The organism is Streptomyces sp. NPDC088810 (assembly GCF_044750305.1).
Classification (GTDB): domain Bacteria; phylum Actinomycetota; class Actinomycetes; order Streptomycetales; family Streptomycetaceae; genus Streptomyces.
The window spans coordinates 628,966-647,573 of sequence record NZ_JBIVJQ010000002.1 but is presented as its reverse complement, the minus strand read 5'-3'; the positions used below and the strand labels follow the sequence as shown (position 1 = coordinate 647,573).

Below are 18,608 nucleotides of genomic sequence, written 5' to 3'. Positions count from 1 at the left end.
ACAACCTTTCTGGACCACTTGGGAAGAGGCAGCGATGACCGTGGCCGAGGAGACCGAGGTGACCCTCGCGGTCGGCCAGCAGAAGGAACTGCCCCTCGCGCCGGACCCGGCCGGGCGGCACCCCGACCGGGAGATGCACGCCATCCTGGAGATCGGGGTCAGGGGCGGCCGGGGCGGCCCGGGACGCACCGGCGCGCCCGTGCCCGGCACCGGACCCGCCCTCGCCGAGGTGCTGATCGTCGACACCTCCCGTTCCATGCTCCACCCCGCCGCCAAACTGCACGCCGCCAAGGACGCCACCGTCGCGGCGGTCCGGATGCTGCCCGACGGCACCGCGTTCGCCGTGCTCTCCGGCCGGTTCGACGCCACCCTGGTCCACCCCGGGCCCGGCAGCCCCGTGCTCGCCGTCGCCGGGCCCGCCGAACGCGAGGCCGCCGAACGGGCCGTACGGATCCTGGACGCGGACGGCGGCACCGCCATCGGCACCTGGCTCGACCTCGCCCGCCGGCTCCTCAAGGACCAGCCCGCCCCCGTCAAACACGTCCTGCTGCTCACCGACGGGCGCAACGAGCACGACCACCGGGCCGCCATGGCCCTGGACACCGCCCTCGACGCCTGCGAGGGCCGGTTCGTCTGCGACGCCTGGGGCATCGGCGACGACTGGGACGCCGAACTGCTGCTGCGCATCACCCGGCGGCTGCACGGCCGCGCCCGTGCCGTCCGCGCCGAGTCCGAACTGACCCGGGCGTACGAGGAGCTGGTCGCCGGACTGCTGGGCACGGCGGTGCCGGAACTGCGCATCCGGCTCACCCCCACCCCCGGCACGGTGATCCGCCAGGTCAAACAGGTCGTGCCGAACGAGCAGGAACTGACCCCCGTCCCGGCCGGCCCGGGCGGACGCGGCGCCGAGTACGTCACCCGCGCCTGGGCCGAGGAGGTACGGCACTTCCAGGTCGTCCTCACCGCCGACCCGACCGGCCGCGAGACCGGCGAGGACCTCCAGCTGGCCGCCGTCGAGATCGTCGTACCCGACTTCGGCCGGCCGGTACGGCTGCCCGCGCCGCAGCCCGTCCTGGTGCGCTGGACCGACAACCCGCTCGACGCCTCCCGGCAGCATCCCGGGGTCCGCCGGCACGAGCTGTACCAGCAGGCCGGCGCCGCCGTCGCGCACGCCTACCGGGCCTGGCTGCGCGGCACGGACGGCCGAGCCACCGCGGACCGCGAACTCGCCCGGGCCCTCGCCCTGGCCGGCGAACTGGGCGACACCCAACTGCTCGGCGCGCTCCGGCTGATCGAGACCGCGCCGGGCACCGGCCGGGTGCGCAGCGGCCTGAAGGACGTCGACTGGCAGCACCTGATCCTCTCCAGCGCCCTGACGACCCCGCCGGAACCGCCGGCGCCCACCCCGCCGGCCCGGCCCCGTCCGAGCGGGCCACGCACCGGCGGCGGTGCTCCGCCCGGGAGTGCGCCCCCCGGGGGCGCCGCCGACCCGCCCGGTTCCGCCGGACCCGCCTTCCCCGTCCGCCCCGACGGGCTCGTCGAGTGCCCGGACTGCCGATGGCTCGGCCCGGCCGACTCCGTCTACTGCGGGGGCGACTGCGGACGGCTGCTGAGGGGGTCGCCCGCATGAGCACCGGCAGAGGTACGACACCTGGCGAGGGCGCGGGAGGAGGCACGACCCCCGGCCCGGCCCCCGGCCCGGCCCGCGGTGCGGGCACGCCCCCCGGCACCGGAACCGGCACCCGTACGCACGCCTCCGCGGCCCCGCCCTCCTCGCCGCCGCACCCGCACCCGCGCCCGACCGACCGGCGCACCCCCGGCCGGGCGCCCCGCCGCCTCGCCCGGCTGCTCGCCCGGCTGCCCGGTGCCGGGCCTCGCCCGCCGCAGGGAGGCAGCACTACCGCCCACGACCTCACCGTCCGCCACCGCCTGCTGCTGACCCTGTCGGCGCTGCTCACGCTGTCGCTCTTCGTGTCGTACCAGGGCGTGCACGGCGACGCGAACCCGCTGCGCACCTCCAGCGCCCCGTCCGTGCTGTCCCTCGACACCGCGCTGTACGCGCTCGGCCAGGCCCGGCAGGACGCCGGCGCGCCGGCCCCGACCAGCGACTTCCAGAAGCAGATCTCGGTCGCCGTGCAGAGCCTGTCGGCCGCCGCCGCGGACGACGACCTCGGCGGACCGGCCGGCCGCCAGGCCCTGCAGACCATCGCCGGGCTGATCACCGTCTACGCCGTCAAGGTCCAGCAGTCCCAGCAGCAGCCCGACGGCAGCGTGTTGCGGGAGGCCTACCTCAGCTACGCCACCAGCATCCTGACGGAGAAGGGCTCCGGGATACAGGACCGCCTGAAGGCCCTGCAACGGCAGCAGCGGGCCGCCGTGCACCGGCAGACCTCGTTCGGCCCGCTGCTCTGGCTCGCCTGGAGCGTCACCCTGCTGCTGACCCTCGCCCTCGGCGCCGCGCTGCTGGAGACCCAGCTCTTCCTCCGGCGCCGCTTCCGGCGCCGCTACAACCGCCAACTCCTCGCCGCACTTGTCCTGTCGGCTGCGGGCTTCGCGGCCGCCGCGCTGTTCACCGTATGGACCCAACAGGGCATGACGGACACCCGGCACCTGCTCGACCGCCCGCTGCCCGGGCGACTCATCCCCGACGCGGGGCGGGACACCGCCTCGTACCTGGCACACACCGGCTTCCGCGCGGCGGCGGCGGTGTGGATCCTCATAGGAGGCGTCCTGCTCATGGCACTGGCCGAGACGGGCCTGCGGCGGCACATCGACGACTACCGGTTCAGGCCCCGGTGAACGCCCGGCCCCGCCCCTCCCGCCGCCTGGTCCGCAGGGTCACGGTGCTGGCGAGCTGCCTGGCCCTCCTGGCGGCGGCGGTCGTGACGGGCGTACGCGCCCTCGGGAACGAGCCGACCGTCACCCTGCTGGCCAACTGGACCGGCGAGGACGAGAAGCACTTCCGTCAGTCGGTCATCGAGCCCTTCGAGCGGAAGTACCACATCCACGTCGACTACCAGGGCAGCAACGCCGAGAGCCAGGTGCTCGGTGCCGACGTCGAGGCCGGGACGCCGCCCGACGTGGTGGTGCTCACCGGCCCCGGCGAACTCGCCGAGTACGCCCGGCAGAAGCACCTCGTACCGCTCGAACAGCTGGTGGACCCCGATGACTTCGGCCCGTCCTGGGCCATGCCGCTCACCGACGGGCACGTGTACTGGTTCCCGCTCAAGGCCGACCTGAAGAGCATCGTCTGGTACCCGGCCGACGTCGGTGAGCAGCAGCGCAGACGGGCGGTGCACCGGCCGGCCGAGTGGTGTGTCGGCATGGGCTCCGGCGCCACCAGCGGCTGGCCCGGCACCGACTGGATCGAGGACATCCTGCTCCAGCGGTACGGCGCGGACCTCTACGAGAAGTGGGCGCGCGGCGATCTGTCCTGGCGGTCCCCGCAGATGCGGGAGGCGTGGAAGGCCTGGGGCCGGCTGGCCGGGGCCGGCGGCGACCCGGAGCTGGTCCGGCGGGCCCTGAAGACGCGGTACGAGGAGGCGTCACAGCCGGTGACCGCGAAGCCGCGGGGCTGCACCCTGGAGCACCAGGCCTCGTTCATCCGCGGCCGGCCCGCCTGGCAGCAGGCCGACGGCCGCTACGCCCCCTCCGCCCAGCTGATCCCCGGGGCCGCCGGCACCCACCCGTGGGAGGTCTCCGGGGACCTCGTCGCCCTGCTGCACGCCACCCCGGAGGCCAAGAAGCTGATCCGCCACCTGGCCTCCGGCGACGCGCAACGGGCCTGGAGCGACAAGGAGTCCGGCTTCTCCGTCCACACCGGCGTCCGGCCCGCCCCCGGCGGCACCGGCCCCGACTGGCGCCGCTCCCTGGCCCTCACCCTCCGCGACCGACGCGAGGTGCACTGCTTCGACGCCTCCGACGCGATGCCGCCCGCGGTCCGCGACGCGTTCGCCGAGGCCACCATCGAATTCCTCGCCCACCCCGACCACCTGGACACCCTCCTCCACTCCCTGGACACCCTCAGCGCCACCCCCGACCTGACCTGGCTGCCGTCGGTGTGCGACCGAGCGCCGTGAGGGGGCCGGGGGAGCGGTGCGTTGGGCCGGAGCCCCGGGCCGGGTCGGGACCGCGTGCCGGGGCGGGCCGCGGACCGGAAGGAGCCGCGCGCCGGGGGGGCATCGGGAGAACGCCCTTCACCGGCAAGCGGCTGCGGGCCGGGCAGCCGAGTCCGGGCGGTCCGTACGCCAGGGCGGGGCCGTCCGCCAGGGCGGCGCCGGTCACCGGCAAGGACCCGTAGGCCGGGGGAGCCACGCGCCTGGGCGGAGCCGTAGGCCGGGAGGCCGCCGTGTGCCTGGGCGGAGCCGTGCGTCCGGACGGAGGGCGTGCCGGGCGGTGCCCCCAGTCCTAGCCCCGGCCCCAGCCAAGCGTGAGTGACCGGCCCTGGGTGCGGCCTGCCTCGGCGGCCGGGCGGCGGGTGGCCGGGTCGAGCGGGTTGTCGCCGATCGCCGCGGCCGACGCCTCGTCGGGTGCGACGACCACGACCTCCGCACCCCGGTCGCGCAACTCCGCCACGGACCGCTCCAGCGGCTGCTCGCTGGGGAAGGGCTCGGTGACGCCCAGCGGCACCAGCACCAGCACCCGGCCGGCACCGGCGGCGAGGTCGACGTTGGCGACGGACCGCACTCCGCCGTCCACGTACCGGCGCGCGCCGATCGTCACCGGCGGCCACACACCCGGCACGGCACAGCTCGCCGCGACGGCGTCCACCAGGGGCACGCCCGAGTCCCGGTCGAAGACGCGCGGCTCACCGCTCTCCGCGTCCACCGCGACCACCTTCAACGCCCGCTCCGGCCACCCGTGGTCCGGCAGCCGGGACTCGATCACCGCACGCCGCTCCGCCTCGGAAACCGTCCGCGCCGCGAGTGCCACCCGCCCGACCGCGCGCCGCAACTCGGGGACCGACGCGGCCGATCCGGTGGCGGCAGCGATCTCGGCGGCGAACTTCTCCAGGTCCATCTCGGCCGTGATCTCCGCGGCCTGCAGCGCGGGATCCACCTGCCGGGCGTACAACTCCTCCAGCGGCAGCCCACTTCCCAGCTGAGCCGCCACGGTCGACCCCGCCGAGGTCCCCACCAGCAGTCCGGCCCCCGTCACATCCCGCCCCGCATCGGCGAGCCCCGCCAGCACCCCGGTCATCCAGGCGATCCCGCCGACCCCGCCACCACCCAGCACCAACGCCTCGCTCATACCCGCCCCTTCCGAAGACCCTTGATCCATGCGTACGACACCGGGCGGGCCCCGGGCATTCCCGGGCGTTAGCGTGCCGTCATGACCAAGAGCGGTGGGGAACAGGGCAGTGCGGCGGCCGATGGGGCCGTTCTGGATGTGCGGGCGTTGAACCGGGCCACTCTTGCCCGGCAGCTGCTGCTGGCTCGGTCCGGGTGGCCGGTCCGGGACGTGGTGGGGCATCTTGTCGGGCTGCAGGCCCAGAACACCAAGCCGCCGTACTACGCGCTCGCCGCCCGGCTGGAGGGTTTCGCGCCGGGGCGGTTGTCCGCGCTGATGGCCGGGCGGGAGGTGGCCCGGATCGTCACCCTCCGGTCCACGATCCACACCCACACCGCCGACGACTGCCTCACCCTGCGGCCCTTCGTCCAGCCGGCCCGGGACCGGGAGTTGCGGAACTTCCGTGCGGGGCTGGCCGGTGTCGATCCGGAGCGTCTCGCGGCCGTCGCGCGTGAGCTGGTCGAGGCCGAGCCGCGGACCATGGCCGAGTTGCGGAAGGCGCTCGGTGCCCAGTGGCCCGAGGCCGACCCGCGGGCCCTCGCCGTCGCGGCCCGCTGCACGCTGCCGCTCGTCCAGGTCACCCCGCGCGGGCTGTGGGAGGAGAGCGGTCAGGTCGCCCTGACCACCGTCGAGCACTGGCTGGGCCGCCCGGCCGAACCGGCCCCCGCACCCGAGGCGGTGGTCCTGCGCTATCTCGCCGCTTTCGGTCCCGCGTCCGTGCGGGACATGCAGACCTGGGCCGGGCTCACCCGCCTCAAGGCCGCCTTCGAGCGCCTGCGCCCCGGGCTGCTGACGTTCCGCGACCCGAACGGCGTCGAGCTGTTCGACCTCCCCGACGCCCCGCGCCCCGACCCGGACACCCCGGCGCCGCCCCGCTTTCTCCCGGAGTTCGACAACCTGCTGCTCGCCCACGCCGACCGCACCCGTGTCGTCCCGCCCGCCCACCGGGGCCGCAGCTGGCAGGGCAACCAGGCCCACCGCACCCTGCTGGTCGACGGCTTCCTGGCCGGTCTGTGGAAGCTCGACGGCCGCACCCTCGTCATCGAGACCTTCGACGAGCTGACCAGGGCCCGGCGGCAGGAGGTGACCGCGGAAGGGCAGCGGATGCTGACGGTCATGCACCCGGGGGCCGCGTACGACATACGGTTCGGCGACGTCGTACGGCGATGAGGGCGCCCGGAGCCGCCGCCCGCAGGCGGACGGGAACGTTCCGGCGGGCGGTGTCGTTGCCCCGGGGTCCGCTCATGTCGCCGCCCGAGGAGCATCGTGCCCGACACCACGCCCGCACCCGCCGCCGTTCTGCCCGCCGCCGCTGTCCCCGTCCCCGCACTCCCCGCCCTCCGCGCGCAGGCCGAGCGCCTGATCGAGCTGGGGGTGCACGAGATCGCCGGGCTGCCGGCCGCCGAGCTGCGCGCCTTCGTCGCACGCGCCGAGGCCGCCGAAGGCACCGGGGGCGCCGGCGGCGATGTCCTGCTCGCCGTGCACCCGGACCGCGCCCCGGCCTCCGCCCTCGCGCCGCTGCTCCGCCGGGACGGCAAGCCCGGCTTCGTGGTCGGCGACATGTCCGACGTCGACCTCTTCACCCCGCTGGACACGCTCGCGCTGCCCGACGCCCCGCTCTACGTCCTGACCGGGCTCGACCGCGGCGACCGGATGGCCAACTGGAGCCCGCAGGAGGCGCTGCCCGCCCTCACCGCGGACGCCCGCACCCCGCTGCTGCTCGCCGAGGGCATCCACTGGGTGCTGCAGCAGCCCGCCGTCCTGGAGCGGAACCACTGCTTCATGACCATCGGTTCCCGGCTGCGCAAGGCCGACGGCGCCCTGGACGCCCGTACCCCGGCGCTCTGGATCAGCAACGGCACCGGGCGGGACGGCCGCGAGCGCCGCAACGCGCCCAAGGTGGGCTGGTGCTGGGCCGGCAACCGGCACACCTGGCTGGGCTTCGGCTCCGCCACGGACCGCCGGACGGCGTGAGGCGGAGCATTGGATAGGGGGCGTTGCGGGCCGCTCGTGGTGGCCCGCAACGCCCCCCGGCAGTTACCCGAGGGATGCTCGGGAAGTCTTCCGGGTCACGAGTTGACCTGCGCGGTCACCAGGTCCGAGAAGGTGGTCAGCCGGGTGTAGACACCCGGGTAACCGGCCTCCGCGCACCCCTCGCCCCAGGAAGTGATCCCTGCCAGGGCGCCCCCGATGAGCAGGGGACCGCCGCTGTCGCCCTGGCAGGTGTCGACGCCACCGGACGTGTATCCGGCGCAGACCATGTCGGACTGGACGAAGTCCGAACCGTAGGAGGAACGGCAGCTGGAGTCGGACACGATCGGTACGGTCGCGGTCCGCAGCTGGTTGGAGGAGCTGCCGTTCTCCGAGGTGGTGCCCCAGCCGAGGATGCGGGCCGTGGTGCCGGCCGCGTACACGCCCGTCTGGGAGGAGGAGACGTACGACGCCGGGGTGTACGGCATCGACGTCGACAGGGTCAGCACGGCCACGTCGTCGCCGTTGGTGGCGTCCGTGTAGTCCGGGTTGATCCAGATCTTGCTGACCCGGCTCACCGTGCCGTTCGTGCCGTTCAGGTACGTCCGGCCGCCGACCACACGCACGCTGCCGGTCGTCTCGCCGACCATGCAGTGCGCCGCCGTCACCACCTTCTTGGCGGCAACGAGGGTGCCGCCGCAGAACTGGCTCCCGGACGCGTCCGTGATCTGCATCATGAACGGGTACGCGGTCGTCGTGGTGGTCGTACCGCCGACGATGGGCTGGGGTGCGGCGTTCGCCGTGGGGGAGGCGAGCAGCGCGGTCGCCGCTGCGGCGGCGGTGGCCACCAGGGTCGCGGCGGTCTTTCTGGCACGTGTGAGCCCGAACATGAGTCTCCTCAGTGGGGTTGCACCGGTGGGGGGTCGCGCGGGTGGGGGTTGCACGGGGGTCGCGGGACCGACCCCCGTATGCCCGGGCGAGCGGCACGCCCTTTACGCTAGGACCCGGAACCCTCGGCTCCCAATGAGGGAACCCCCTAGGGGGTGGGGTGAGGGAAAACCCTCGGTCCGGTTCAGTTAACAAGAGCGCCGCTCAGGGCGCGCGGCGACCTGCCGCCAATCGGACGATGTCGACGCGCGATCGGATCCCCAGCTTGCGGTAGACCCGGGTCAGGGTCGCCTCCACCGTCTTCACGCTGATGAACAGCCGGGCCGCGATCTCCCGGTTGGTGGCGCCCTCCATGACGAGCGCCGCGACCTGACGCTCCATCGCGGCCAGTACCGCCAGGGCGGCCGGCGCGTCCGGCACGGCCGGCTCCGGTTCCGGCTCGGGGGCGGTGCGGGATTCGTCCACTTGGCGCAGCCAGGGCAGCGCCCGGCAGCGCCGGAACATCCGGGCCGCCTCGTCGAGGGCCGCCGCTGCCGCGCGGGCCCCCTCCGGCGTGCGCCTGCCGTGCAGCCGGGCCAGCGCGAACGCGGCCCGCGCCTCCTCCAGGCCGTAGCCGAGCTTGCCGAGCCGGTCCTGAGCGGACGTCAGCTGGGCGAGCGCGGCCTCCAAATCGCCCCGGGCGGCTCGCACCAGGGCCTCGGACCGGTCCAGTACAGCGAGGACGCTCTCCCGGCCGAGCCGCAGGGCGTGTTCGCGGCTCGCGTCGATGACGGCTTGCGCCTCGGCGGGTTCACCGATCCGGACGAGTGCCTCGGCGAGGTCGCCCTGCCAGCGGCCGCGGGCCGGGTCGGTGATGCCGAGCCCCAGTTCCAGGCTGCGCACCCGGCGCAGCGAGCGCACGGTGCCCGCCGGGTCCCCGGCCACCAGCTGGGCGTACCCGAGCGCGCCCAGCGCCCGGGAGAGGTACATCTGGTCGCCGTCCTCCTCGGCGTGGTCCACCGCCTCCCGGGCGAGTGCCAGCGCGCGGTCGACATCGCCGCCGGAGGCCTCCGCGAGCGAGGTGAGCATCGCCGAGGCGGTCTCGCCGATGCCCGAGTCGCGGGCCAGGCGCAGGCTGTCGCGGGCCAGCTCGAGGGCGCGCCCGCAGTGCCCGGCGCGCAGTTCCGTCTCGGCGAGGCCGCGCAGGAAGTGCACCTCGCTCTCGACCGAGCCGCGCCGGCGGACCTCGCGCAGCAGCGCCGTGACGGTGGCCCGGGCCTCGGCCAGCTGGTCGCCCATGACCAGCCAGCGGAACCGGGCGCTGCCCGCGCCGTTGTGGTGCCAGGCCACCCGCGGGTCCTGGGGTTCCCTCAGGGCGCGTTTGATCGTGCGGGGCGCCTCCGGATGGCCCATCAGGGTCTCGGTCTGCGCCTGGAAGGCGAGGGCGAGCAGCTCGGTGCGCCGGTCCTTACCGCGCGCGGCGAGTTCGGCGGCGTGCGCGGCGGCCTCCCGGGCCTCGGTGAAGTCGCCCTCCACGATCAGCGCCCGCCAGGCCAGCTGGTAGTGGACGAGGGCCAGCAGCCGGGGGTCGTCGCCGGCGTCGGCGAGGGCCTGCGGGAAGACGGCGTCGACCTCGGCCATGGTGTGGCCGGCGGTGTCGATGACGATGATCCAGGCCCGCACCCGGTCGGCGGGCACGCTCGCCCGGGCCAGCACCTCCCGGGCGATGTCCCGGGCCAGGTCCACCTCGCCCGCGGTGATCGCGTCCTCGGCGGCGGCGAGCCGGCGCTCCTCCTGGCTCGGGGTGCCGTCGGCGGGGGTGTGCCGGGCGGCGAGCAGTCCCAGCTGGGCGGCGACCGAGGGCGCCCCGCGGTCCCGGGCGAGCGCGGCGGCCTCGGCGAGCCGGGCGGCCACCTCCGGGTCGGTGCCGGTGGTGGCGAGGGCCAGGTGCCGGGCCCGTTCTATCGGGTCGGAGGCGGCGGTGGACAGCGCCGCGTGCGCGGCCCGCCGTTCGTGCGCGGGGGCCTCCGCGTACAGCGCGGCGGAGATCAGCGGGTGCGCGAACCGTACGGCGGGTGCGTCGGGCTCGGTGGCCAGCAGCCCGAGTTCGGCGGCCTGGGCGCATTCGGCCTCGGCGTTCTCCCGGCCGGCCGCGTGCAGCAGCGCCGGGGTGGGCCGGGCGCCGGCGCTGGCCACCAGCAGGGTGCGGCGGGCCTCCACGGAGAGCATGTCGAGGCGGCTGAGGACCAGGGCGCGCAGCGAGGTCGGCACGGGCAGCGGCTCGCCGGGCCGGGGCGGGGTGGGGCTGTCGGCGAGGGCGCGGCCCAGCTCCAGGGCGAACAGCGGGTTGCCGCCGCTGGTGCGGTGGATCTCGCGGACGGTGGAGCGGGACAGGCCGATGTGGCCGCGGTGGTCGAGCAGCTGGGCGACCTGGGTGCGGGACAGCGGGCCGAGCCGGACCGCGCGGGTGCCCGGCGGGCAGGCGCGCAGATGGCGGTCGTACTCCTGGCTCTCCTGTCCCTCCGTGCGGACCGCGCACAGCAGTTGCACCGGGGTGCCCTCCAGGCGCCGGGCGGCGAAGCCGAGGAGTTCGGCGCTGGCCGGGTCGAGCCACTGCAGGTCGTCGGCGACGACGAGGACCGGGCCGTGGGCGGCGAGGGCGCGCAGCGCGGAGAGCACGGCCAGGCGCAGGGCGAGGCCGTCGCGCTGGAGGCTGGACTCGCCGCGGCCGGTGAGCGCCGACTCCAGCGCGGTGCGCTGGGCGGCGGGCAGCCGGGCGGATACCTCGTCGAGGACCAGGCCGAGGAGGTCGGCGAGGGCGAGGAAGGGGAGGTGGGATTCGGACTCGGTCGCCGAGCAGCGCAAGACGGTGCGCGCGGTGCCGCCGTATTCCTCGGCCAATGCCCGCAGGACGGTGGATTTCCCTATTCCGGCGGGGCCGTGGAGCAGCACACTGCCCCCCGAGGCGAGTTGCTCACGGGCGCCGGCGAACAGCTCCTCGCGGCCGATGACCAGGTCGGGGCGGCACCTGGCAGGCTCCTGGAAGTCCCGTCGCACGGTCACCGCTCCCCTCGTGTGTCGTGTCCGGGCCAAATTCTAGGCAACGATCCTTGAAATTCGGACGGAAGCCGTGGTGAGGGAAATAACAAACGGTCAAGCATAGGGAAATTCAAAGCGACGCCGGATGAATGGGCAGGTTTCCTTACCGCCTTCGCACTACGGCAGCAGCCCCGCCCTCCGGGCCGCGGTCACCGCCTCCCCTCGTGTGTGCGCGCCCAGCTTCCGCATCGCCGACCGCAGATAGCCCTTGACCGTCTCCGGGCGCAGGCCCAGCCGCTCGGCCACCGCCGCGTTGGTGGCCCCCGCCGCCACCCAGGACAGCACGTCCAGCTCCCGTGGCGCCAGGGTCACGCCCCCGGCACGTGGCGGCGCGGTCAGCAGCCCGCACGCGGCCAGCAGTTCGGACCGCAGTCCCGGGTCGGCGATCCGGGGAGCCAGCGCCCGCAGCGCCGCGTGCGCCTCCCGCACCTGTTCCCACCCGGCCCCCTGCTCGGTGCCGGCCTGCCCGGGCCGGGCCGCCGCCAGCAGTCCCCCGGCCTCGTCCCGCACCAGCAGCGCCTGCTCCACGTCCCGCGCCGCCGCCACCGCCGCGCCCAGCGTGCGGTCGCCGAGCGGCTGGGCCGAGCGCAGCGCGCCGTAGAGCACCCCGCGCACCCGGCGCCGGACCACCACCGGCACCGCGAGCACCGCGCGGATGCCCTCGGCGGCCACCGGTACGTCGTACTCGTGGCTGATCTGCCGGGAGCTGGAGTAGTCGGTCACCGCGCACGGCCGGGCCAGTGCCACCGCCTTGCCGCCGAGCCCGCTGCCGGAGGTCACCGCGAGCGAGCGCAGCGCGGCCGTGGTCGTGCCGCTCAGCTCGCTGATGCGGATCTGCGGCCGGCCGGACTCCACCAGCCCGCCGAAGGCGACGGGGAGTCCCGTCGTGCGCCGCAGCCGGGCCAGCGCACCACCGATCTCCACCGCCCCCACCGCGTCTGCCGTCACCTGTCCGCCCTTCCGGCCGCCCACCCCCCCGTTCGGGGGTAGTGAGACCTGCATCACGGATTAGACGATGCCAGAGAGCCGCCCGGCAATGGCCGGGAACCACGGGAGTGAGCCGGAGGGCGCGCCGGCGAGCGACCACCCAGGCAAGGAGGACGGATGACGACGGCGACCGAGGCCTTCAGGAACGCACGGGACTTCCTGCTGGAGCACCGCGAGGACTACGCCACCGCCTACGAGGGCTTCCGCTGGCCCCGGCCCGAGCAGTTCAACTGGGCGCTGGACTGGTTCGACGTGATCGCCGCCGGCAACGACCGCACCGCCCTGCACATCGTCGAGGAGGACGGCACCGGGACCCGGCTGTCCTTCGCCGAGCTGGCCGAGCGGTCGAACCGGGTCGCCCGGTGGCTGCGCGAGCGCGGGGTCGCCGCGGAGGACCGGGTCCTCGTCATGCTCGGCAACCAGGCCGAGCTGTGGGAGACCGCGCTGGCCGCGATGAAGCTGCGCGCGGTGGTCATCCCGGCCACCCCGCTGCTCGGCCCGGGCGATCTGCGCGACCGCGTGGAGCGGGGCCGGGTGAAGCACGTGATCGTGCGCGCCGAGGACACGGCGAAGTTCGCCGACGTGCCCGGCGCCTACACCCGGATCTCGGTCGGCGGCCTGCCGGAGGAGGGCTGGGAGCCGTACGAGGACGCGTACACGGAGTCCGACGAGTTCCTCCCCGACGGCCCGACGCTGGCCGACGACCCGCTGATGCTGTACTTCACCTCGGGTACGACCGCCCGCCCCAAGCTGGTCGAGCACACCCACACCTCGTATCCGGTCGGGCACCTGGCCACGATGTACTGGATCGGCCTCCGGCCGGGCGACGTGCACCTGAACATCTCCTCGCCCGGCTGGGCCAAGCACGCCTGGTCCAACCTGTTCGCGCCGTGGAACGCGGAGGCGACCGTCTTCATCTTCAACTACACCCGCTTCGACGCGGCCCGGCTGATGGCCGAGATGGACCGGGCCGGCGTGACCACCTTCTGTGCGCCGCCGACCGTGTGGCGGATGCTCATCCAGGCCGACCTCGGCCGGCTGGCCGCCCCGCCCCGCGAGGCGGTGGCCGCGGGCGAGCCGCTCAACCCCGAGGTCATCGAACGGGTCCGGCGGGCCTGGGGGGTGACGGTCCGGGACGGCTTCGGGCAGACCGAGACCGCCGTGCAGGTCTCCAACAGCCCCGGCCAGCCGCTGAAGACCGGCTCGATGGGCCGGCCCAGCCCCGGCTTCCGGGTGGAGCTGCTCGACCCGGTCTCCGGCGCGCCCGGCGTCACCGAGGGCGAGATCGCGATCGACCTCGCCGAGCGCCCGGTCGGCGTGATGACCGGCTACCACGGCGACCCCGACCGCACGGCCGAGGCCATGGCGGGCGGCTACTACCGCACCGGGGACATCGCCTCCCGGGACGAGGAGGGATATCTCACCTATATCGGACGCAGTGACGATGTGTTCAAGGCCTCGGACTACAAGGTGAGTCCGTTCGAGCTGGAGAGCGCGCTGCTGGAGCACGAGGCGGTGGCCGAGGCGGCCGTCGTGCCCGCCCCGGACGAGCTGCGGCTCGCCGTGCCCAAGGCGTACGTCGTCCTCGCCGAGGGCTGGCAGCCCGGACCCGGCACCGCGAAGGTCATCTTCGAGCACTCCCGCCGGGTGCTCGCCCCCTACAAGCGCATCCGCCGGCTGGAGTTCGGCGCGCTGCCCAAGACGGTGTCCGGCAAGATCCGCCGGATCGAGCTGCGCGAGGCCACGGCGGCCGGCTCGGAGAACGAGTACCGCGAGGAGGACTTCCGGTGACCGCTCAGCTGTCGTACACGCACGGGACGAGCCCCACGGTCCTGCTCGGCGACACCATCGGCGCCAACCTGGACCGGGCGGTGGCGGCCTGGCCGGACCGCGAGGCGCTGGTCGACGTGCCGTCCGGGCGGCGCTGGACCTATGCCGAGTTCGGCGCCGCCGTCGAGGAGTTGGCGCAGGCGCTGGTCGCCGTCGGGGTCGCCAAGGGCGACCGGGTGGGCATCTGGGCGGTCAACTGCCCGGAGTGGGTCCTGGTCCAGTACGCCACCGCCCGCATCGGCGCGATCATGGTCAACATCAACCCCGCGTACCGCACCCACGAGGTCGAGTACGTCCTCAAGCAGTCCGGTGTCTCCCTGCTGTTCGCCTCGCTGGCCCACAAGACGAGCGACTACCGGGCGATGGCCGAGGAGGTGCGGGGCCGCTGCCCGGCGTTGCGCGAGACCGTGTACTTCGGCGACCCGAGCTGGGAGGCGCTGCTCGGGCGGGCGGCCCCGGACGTCGGCTACGCGGAGCTGTCCTGCGACGACCCCATCAACATCCAGTACACCTCGGGCACGACCGGGTTCCCCAAGGGCGCCACCCTCTCCCACCACAACATCCTCAACAACGGTTACTTCGTGGGAGAGTCGATCGCGTACAGCGAACAGGACCGGATCTGCATCCCGGTGCCGTTCTACCACTGCTTCGGCATGGTCATGGGCAACCTCGCGGCCACCTCGCACGGCGCCTGCATGGTCATCCCGGCACCCTCCTTCGACCCGGCGGCCACCCTGGAGGCGGTGCAGCGGGAGCGGTGCACCTCCCTGTACGGCGTCCCGACCATGTTCATCGCGGAGCTGAACCTCCCGGACTTCTCCTCCTACGACCTCTCCACCCTGCGCACCGGCATCATGGCGGGCTCCCCGTGCCCGGTGGAGGTGATGAAGCGGGTGGTCGCCGAGATGCACATGGAGCAGGTCTCCATCTGCTACGGCATGACGGAGACGTCCCCGGTGTCCTTGCAGACCCGGATCGAGGACGACCTGGAGCACCGCACCGCCACCGTCGGCCGGGTCCTGCCCCACCTGGAGGTCAAGGTCGTCGACCCGGCCACCGGGGTGACCCGGCCGCGGGGCACCGCGGGCGAGTTGTGCACCCGCGGCTACAGCGTGATGCTCGGCTACTGGAACGAGCCGGAGAAGACGGCCGAGGCCGTCGACGCGGGCCGCTGGATGCACACCGGGGATCTGGCGGTGATGCGCGAGGACGGGTACGTCGAGATCGTCGGCCGGATCAAGGACATGATCATCCGGGGCGGCGAGAACATCTACCCGCGCGAGATCGAGGAGTTCCTCTACGCCCACCCGAAGATCCGGGACGTCCAGGTCGTCGGGGTGCCGCACGAGCGGTACGGCGAGGAGGTGCTCGCCTGTGTCATCCCGAGCGACCCCGCCGACCCGCTCACGCTGGAGGACCTGCGGGACTTCTGCGCGGGCCGGCTCGCCCACTACAAGATCCCCAGCCGGCTCCGGATCCTCGACTCCTTCCCGATGACCGTCTCCGGAAAGGTCCGCAAGGTGGAACTGCGGGAGACCTACGGGGTGTGAAACCGCCGGGAACGAGCATCCGCTGAATGCTCCACGGCGGTCCCGGGCCGAGCGCGCAGTCGGTGGCGTACCAGGTCCGGGGCCGTCGGGAGGGGGAATGCAGGGCCGCTCGTGCGGGCGGGCGGTCAGCTCCGGCCGTCCCGTGCCCGCGTTCCCGGGCGCGGCGCGCCCGTGGTGTGCAGGGTGCCGGCCGGGTCGTTGACCGGCTGCGGGACGCCCGCCAGGTCGAGCACGAACAGCGGGATGCCGAGCGCGTCCGCGCCGGTCCGGGCGGCGCCGGTGTAACCGGCGAGGGAGAAGTACACGCACCGCGCGGACTCGGTCATCGCCGTCAGCCACAGGCACTCCACGTCCCGCGGGCCGGCCGGCCGCACGGTCGGGTCCACCTGGGCGAGCAGTCCGCGGGCGGCGAGCCCGATGCCGTTCGGGGGCCGCTGGTCGGCGCGGCGGATGTCCCGGTAGCCGAGCCAGCGCAGATAGAGCGCGGCGGTGGTGACGGCGTCGCGTGCGGTGCGGATGGTGCGGGGCTGGAAGGGGGCGCGGGGTCCGGGCGGTACGTGGCCGCCGGGTTCCTGGACGGCGGCGGCCTGCGGGCGCAGCGGGTCCGCCGCGGCTGATCCGGGTGCCGCCGTGCCGTCGGGCGGCGGCCCGGCCACCGGAACGCGCAGGACCGTGCCGCACGGGCAGCCCAGTTCCGGCCGCGGCCAGTGGCCCGGACGCCCGCAGGCCGCGCACGGCACGGTGAGCCACTCGTCGTCCCAGGCCCGGTGCGCCGCCACGGCCGGCTCGGCCGCCGGATCCAGCCGCGGTGCGGTCGGCGCCCCGCACACGCAGGGATACACCGGCGCGGTGTAGAGGTGCGCGCGCCGGCAGAGCGGACAGCGCACCGGAACACTCTCGGGCATGGCCCACTCCAAGGCGTCGCGTCGGGACGGCGCTCCCCATGGTGCTCCCCTGCGCACGCTCCTGTCCGGCGCTTTCCGGGGTCCGGACCGCTCTTGACGACCTTGCGCCACCCACTTACATTGCTTCCAGATAGTAGAAGTCAATTTCCGCAATACGGAATCATGCGGGGATTGATCCTCTGGAGACCGTGCTCACCGCGGGGCGCGACGGGAGTACGCATCCGACAGCCGAAGCAGGAGTACTCGATGGCTCGTATGACCGCTGCCCGCGCGGCAGTTGAGATCCTCAAGCGCGAGGGCGTCACCGACGCCTTCGGTGTGCCGGGCGCGGCGATCAACCCGTTCTACAAGGCCCTCAAGGAGGGCGGCGGCATCGGCCACACCCTCGCCCGCCACGTGGAGGGCGCCTCGCACATGGCCGAGGGCTACACCCGGACCAAGCCGGGGAACATCGGTGTCTGCATCGGCACCTCCGGACCGGCCGGCACCGACATGATCACCGGCCTGTACTCCGCCATCGGCGACTCCATCCCGATCCTGTGCATCACGGGCCAGGCGCCCACCCACGTGATCCACAAGGAGGACTTCCAGGCCGTCGACATCGCCTCGATCGCCAAGCCGGTCACCAAAATGGCGGTCACCGTCCTGGAGGCCGCGCAGGTCCCCGGCGTCTTCCAGCAGGCGTTCCACCTGATGCGCTCCGGCCGTCCCGGCCCGGTCCTGATCGACCTGCCGATCGACGTCCAGCTCACCGAGATCGAGTTCGACCCGGAGACGTACGAGCCGCTGCCGGTCTACAAGCCCACCGCGACCCGCGCCCAGATCGAGAAGGCCATCACCTTTCTTCTGGAGTCGGAGCGCCCGGTCATCGTCGCCGGCGGCGGCATCATCGGAGCCGACGCCGCCGACCTGCTGGTGGAGTTCGCCGAGCTGACCCGGACCCCGGTCGTCCCGACCCTGATGGGCTGGGGCGCGCTGCCCGACGACCACGAGCTGAACGCCGGCATGGTCGGCGTGCAGACCTCGCACCGGTACGGCAATGCGAACTTCCTGGCGTCCGACTTCGTCCTCGGCATCGGCAACCGCTGGGCCAACCGCCACACCGGCTACAAGCTGGACGTCTACCGGGGCGAGCGCACGTTCGTCCACGTCGACATCGAGCCCACCCAGATCGGCAAGATCTTCCCGCCGGACTACGGGGTCGTCTCCGACGCCAAGGCCGCGCTGGAGCTGTTCATCGAGGTGGCGAAGGAGCTGAAGGCCGAGGGTAGGCTGCCCGACCGCAGCGACTGGGTCGCCTCCACCCAGGAGCGCAGGGCCGGCCTGCTGCGCCGTACGCACTTCGACGACGTGCCGATGAAGCCGCAGCGCGTGTACGAGGAGATGAACAAGGCCTTCGGCCCGGACACCCGGTACGTCACCACGATCGGCCTCTCCCAGATCGCCGGCGCGCAGATGCTGCACGTCTACAAGCCGCGCCACTGGATCAACTGCGGCCAGGCCGGCCCGCTGGGCTGGACCATCCCGGCGGCGATCGGCGTCGCCAAGGCCGACCCGGACTCCCCGGTCGTCGCGCTGTCCGGCGACTACGACTTCCAGTTCCTCATCGAGGAGCTGGCCGTCGCCGCCCAGCACCGGATCCCGTACGTCCACGTCCTGGTGAACAACGCCTACCTGGGCCTGATCCGCCAGGCGCAGATCGGCCTGGACATCAACTTCCAGGTGAACCTGGAGTTCGAGAACATCAACACGCCCGAGCTGGGTGTCTACGGCGTGGACCACGTCAAGGTCGCGGAGGGCCTGGGCTGCAAGGCCATCCGGGTCACCGAGCCCGACCAGCTGGGCGCCGCCTTCGAGGAGGCGAAGAAGCTGGCCGCCGAGTACCGGGTGCCGGTCGTGGTCGAGGCGATCCTGGAGCGGATCACCAACATCTCGATGAGCCGCACCATGGACATCAGCGACATCAGCGAGTTCGAGGAGCTGGCCACCGAGCCCGGCCACGCGCCGACGTCGATCAAGCCGCTGAAGGTCTGACGCGTCCGGCACACACGAGGGGCGGCCCGTCCAGGGGAGACGGGCCGCCCCTTCGCGCTCGCGGGGTCCTTCAGTC

The 18,608-nt window shown here is 73.8% G+C and carries 13 protein-coding genes; 8 read left to right on the top strand and 5 right to left on the bottom strand.

Annotated features, from left to right (window positions below):
* The first annotated feature begins 34 nt into the window (after window positions 1-34).
* Genes ACIP4Y_RS09465 through ACIP4Y_RS09455 form a run of 3 tightly spaced genes read left to right on the top strand, consistent with a single transcriptional unit; the run spans window position 35 to window position 4,079 of the window.
* The gene (locus ACIP4Y_RS09465) at window positions 35-1,630 is read left to right on the top strand and encodes a VWA domain-containing protein (protein WP_401389975.1); all 1,596 of its coding nucleotides are present in this window, start codon (window positions 35-37) and stop codon (window positions 1,628-1,630) included.
* The gene (locus tag ACIP4Y_RS09460) at window positions 1,627-2,799 is read left to right on the top strand and encodes a hypothetical protein (RefSeq protein WP_401389972.1); all 1,173 of its coding nucleotides are present in this window, start codon (window positions 1,627-1,629) and stop codon (window positions 2,797-2,799) included. Before ACIP4Y_RS09465 ends, ACIP4Y_RS09460 begins: the two co-directional genes overlap by 4 nt.
* On the top strand, window positions 2,796-4,079 hold the full coding sequence (locus ACIP4Y_RS09455) for an ABC transporter substrate-binding protein (RefSeq protein WP_401389969.1): 1,284 nt from the start codon (window positions 2,796-2,798) through the stop codon (window positions 4,077-4,079). The genes ACIP4Y_RS09460 and ACIP4Y_RS09455 overlap by 4 nt, the downstream gene beginning before the upstream one ends.
* A 328-nt stretch (window positions 4,080-4,407) precedes the next feature.
* Here the strand turns inward: ACIP4Y_RS09455 and ACIP4Y_RS09450 are convergent, their stop codons facing one another.
* The gene (locus ACIP4Y_RS09450) at window positions 4,408-5,250 is read right to left on the bottom strand and encodes a patatin-like phospholipase family protein (RefSeq protein ID WP_401389966.1); all 843 of its coding nucleotides are present in this window, start codon (window positions 5,248-5,250) and stop codon (window positions 4,408-4,410) included.
* An 81-nt stretch (window positions 5,251-5,331) separates the two neighbouring features.
* On the opposite strand from ACIP4Y_RS09450, the gene ACIP4Y_RS09445 reads away from it, so the two are divergent.
* Together ACIP4Y_RS09445 and ACIP4Y_RS09440 are read left to right on the top strand one after the other, a co-directional pair.
* Window positions 5,332-6,459, top strand: coding sequence for a winged helix DNA-binding domain-containing protein (locus ACIP4Y_RS09445; protein ID WP_401389964.1), 1,128 nt, complete (start codon window positions 5,332-5,334; stop codon window positions 6,457-6,459).
* 96 nt (window positions 6,460-6,555) lie between these two features.
* The gene (locus ACIP4Y_RS09440; RefSeq protein ID WP_401389961.1) at window positions 6,556-7,263 is read left to right on the top strand and encodes a DUF5701 family protein; all 708 of its coding nucleotides are present in this window, start codon (window positions 6,556-6,558) and stop codon (window positions 7,261-7,263) included.
* Between the two features lie 95 nt (window positions 7,264-7,358).
* Here ACIP4Y_RS09440 and ACIP4Y_RS09435 read toward each other — a convergent pair whose 3' ends face one another.
* From ACIP4Y_RS09435 to ACIP4Y_RS09425, 3 genes are all read right to left on the bottom strand, one after another.
* Window positions 7,359-8,150 (bottom strand): S1 family peptidase, encoded by a 792-nt coding sequence (locus tag ACIP4Y_RS09435; protein WP_401389958.1) that lies wholly within the window; start codon window positions 8,148-8,150, stop codon window positions 7,359-7,361.
* Window positions 8,151-8,352: 202 nt separating this feature from the next.
* On the bottom strand, window positions 8,353-11,190 hold the full coding sequence (locus tag ACIP4Y_RS09430) for an ATP-binding protein (RefSeq protein ID WP_401389955.1): 2,838 nt from the start codon (window positions 11,188-11,190) through the stop codon (window positions 8,353-8,355).
* A gap of 153 nt (window positions 11,191-11,343) precedes the next feature.
* Window positions 11,344-12,174 carry a response regulator transcription factor gene (locus ACIP4Y_RS09425; RefSeq protein ID WP_401389952.1) on the bottom strand — a complete coding sequence of 277 codons (831 nt, stop codon included), beginning with the start codon at window positions 12,172-12,174 and terminating at the stop codon, window positions 11,344-11,346.
* Window positions 12,175-12,330: 156 nt separating this feature from the next.
* Between ACIP4Y_RS09425 and ACIP4Y_RS09420 the strand changes: the two genes are divergently transcribed.
* Entirely contained in the window at window positions 12,331-14,004 is a 1,674-nt protein-coding gene (locus ACIP4Y_RS09420) for an AMP-binding protein (RefSeq protein WP_401389950.1), read from the top strand.
* A complete protein-coding gene (locus tag ACIP4Y_RS09415) occupies window positions 14,001-15,593 on the top strand; it encodes an AMP-binding protein (protein WP_401389947.1) in 1,593 nt (530 codons plus the stop codon). Before ACIP4Y_RS09420 ends, ACIP4Y_RS09415 begins: the two co-directional genes overlap by 4 nt.
* 125 nt (window positions 15,594-15,718) lie before the next feature.
* On the opposite strand, the gene ACIP4Y_RS09410 is transcribed toward ACIP4Y_RS09415, so the two are convergent.
* The gene (locus tag ACIP4Y_RS09410; protein ID WP_401389944.1) at window positions 15,719-16,498 is read right to left on the bottom strand and encodes a hypothetical protein; all 780 of its coding nucleotides are present in this window, start codon (window positions 16,496-16,498) and stop codon (window positions 15,719-15,721) included.
* Between the two features lie 255 nt (window positions 16,499-16,753).
* Between ACIP4Y_RS09410 and gcl the strand changes: the two genes are divergently transcribed.
* On the top strand, window positions 16,754-18,532 hold the full coding sequence (gcl, locus tag ACIP4Y_RS09405) for a glyoxylate carboligase (RefSeq protein ID WP_401390665.1): 1,779 nt from the start codon (window positions 16,754-16,756) through the stop codon (window positions 18,530-18,532).
* The last annotated feature ends 76 nt before the right edge of the window (window positions 18,533-18,608 follow it).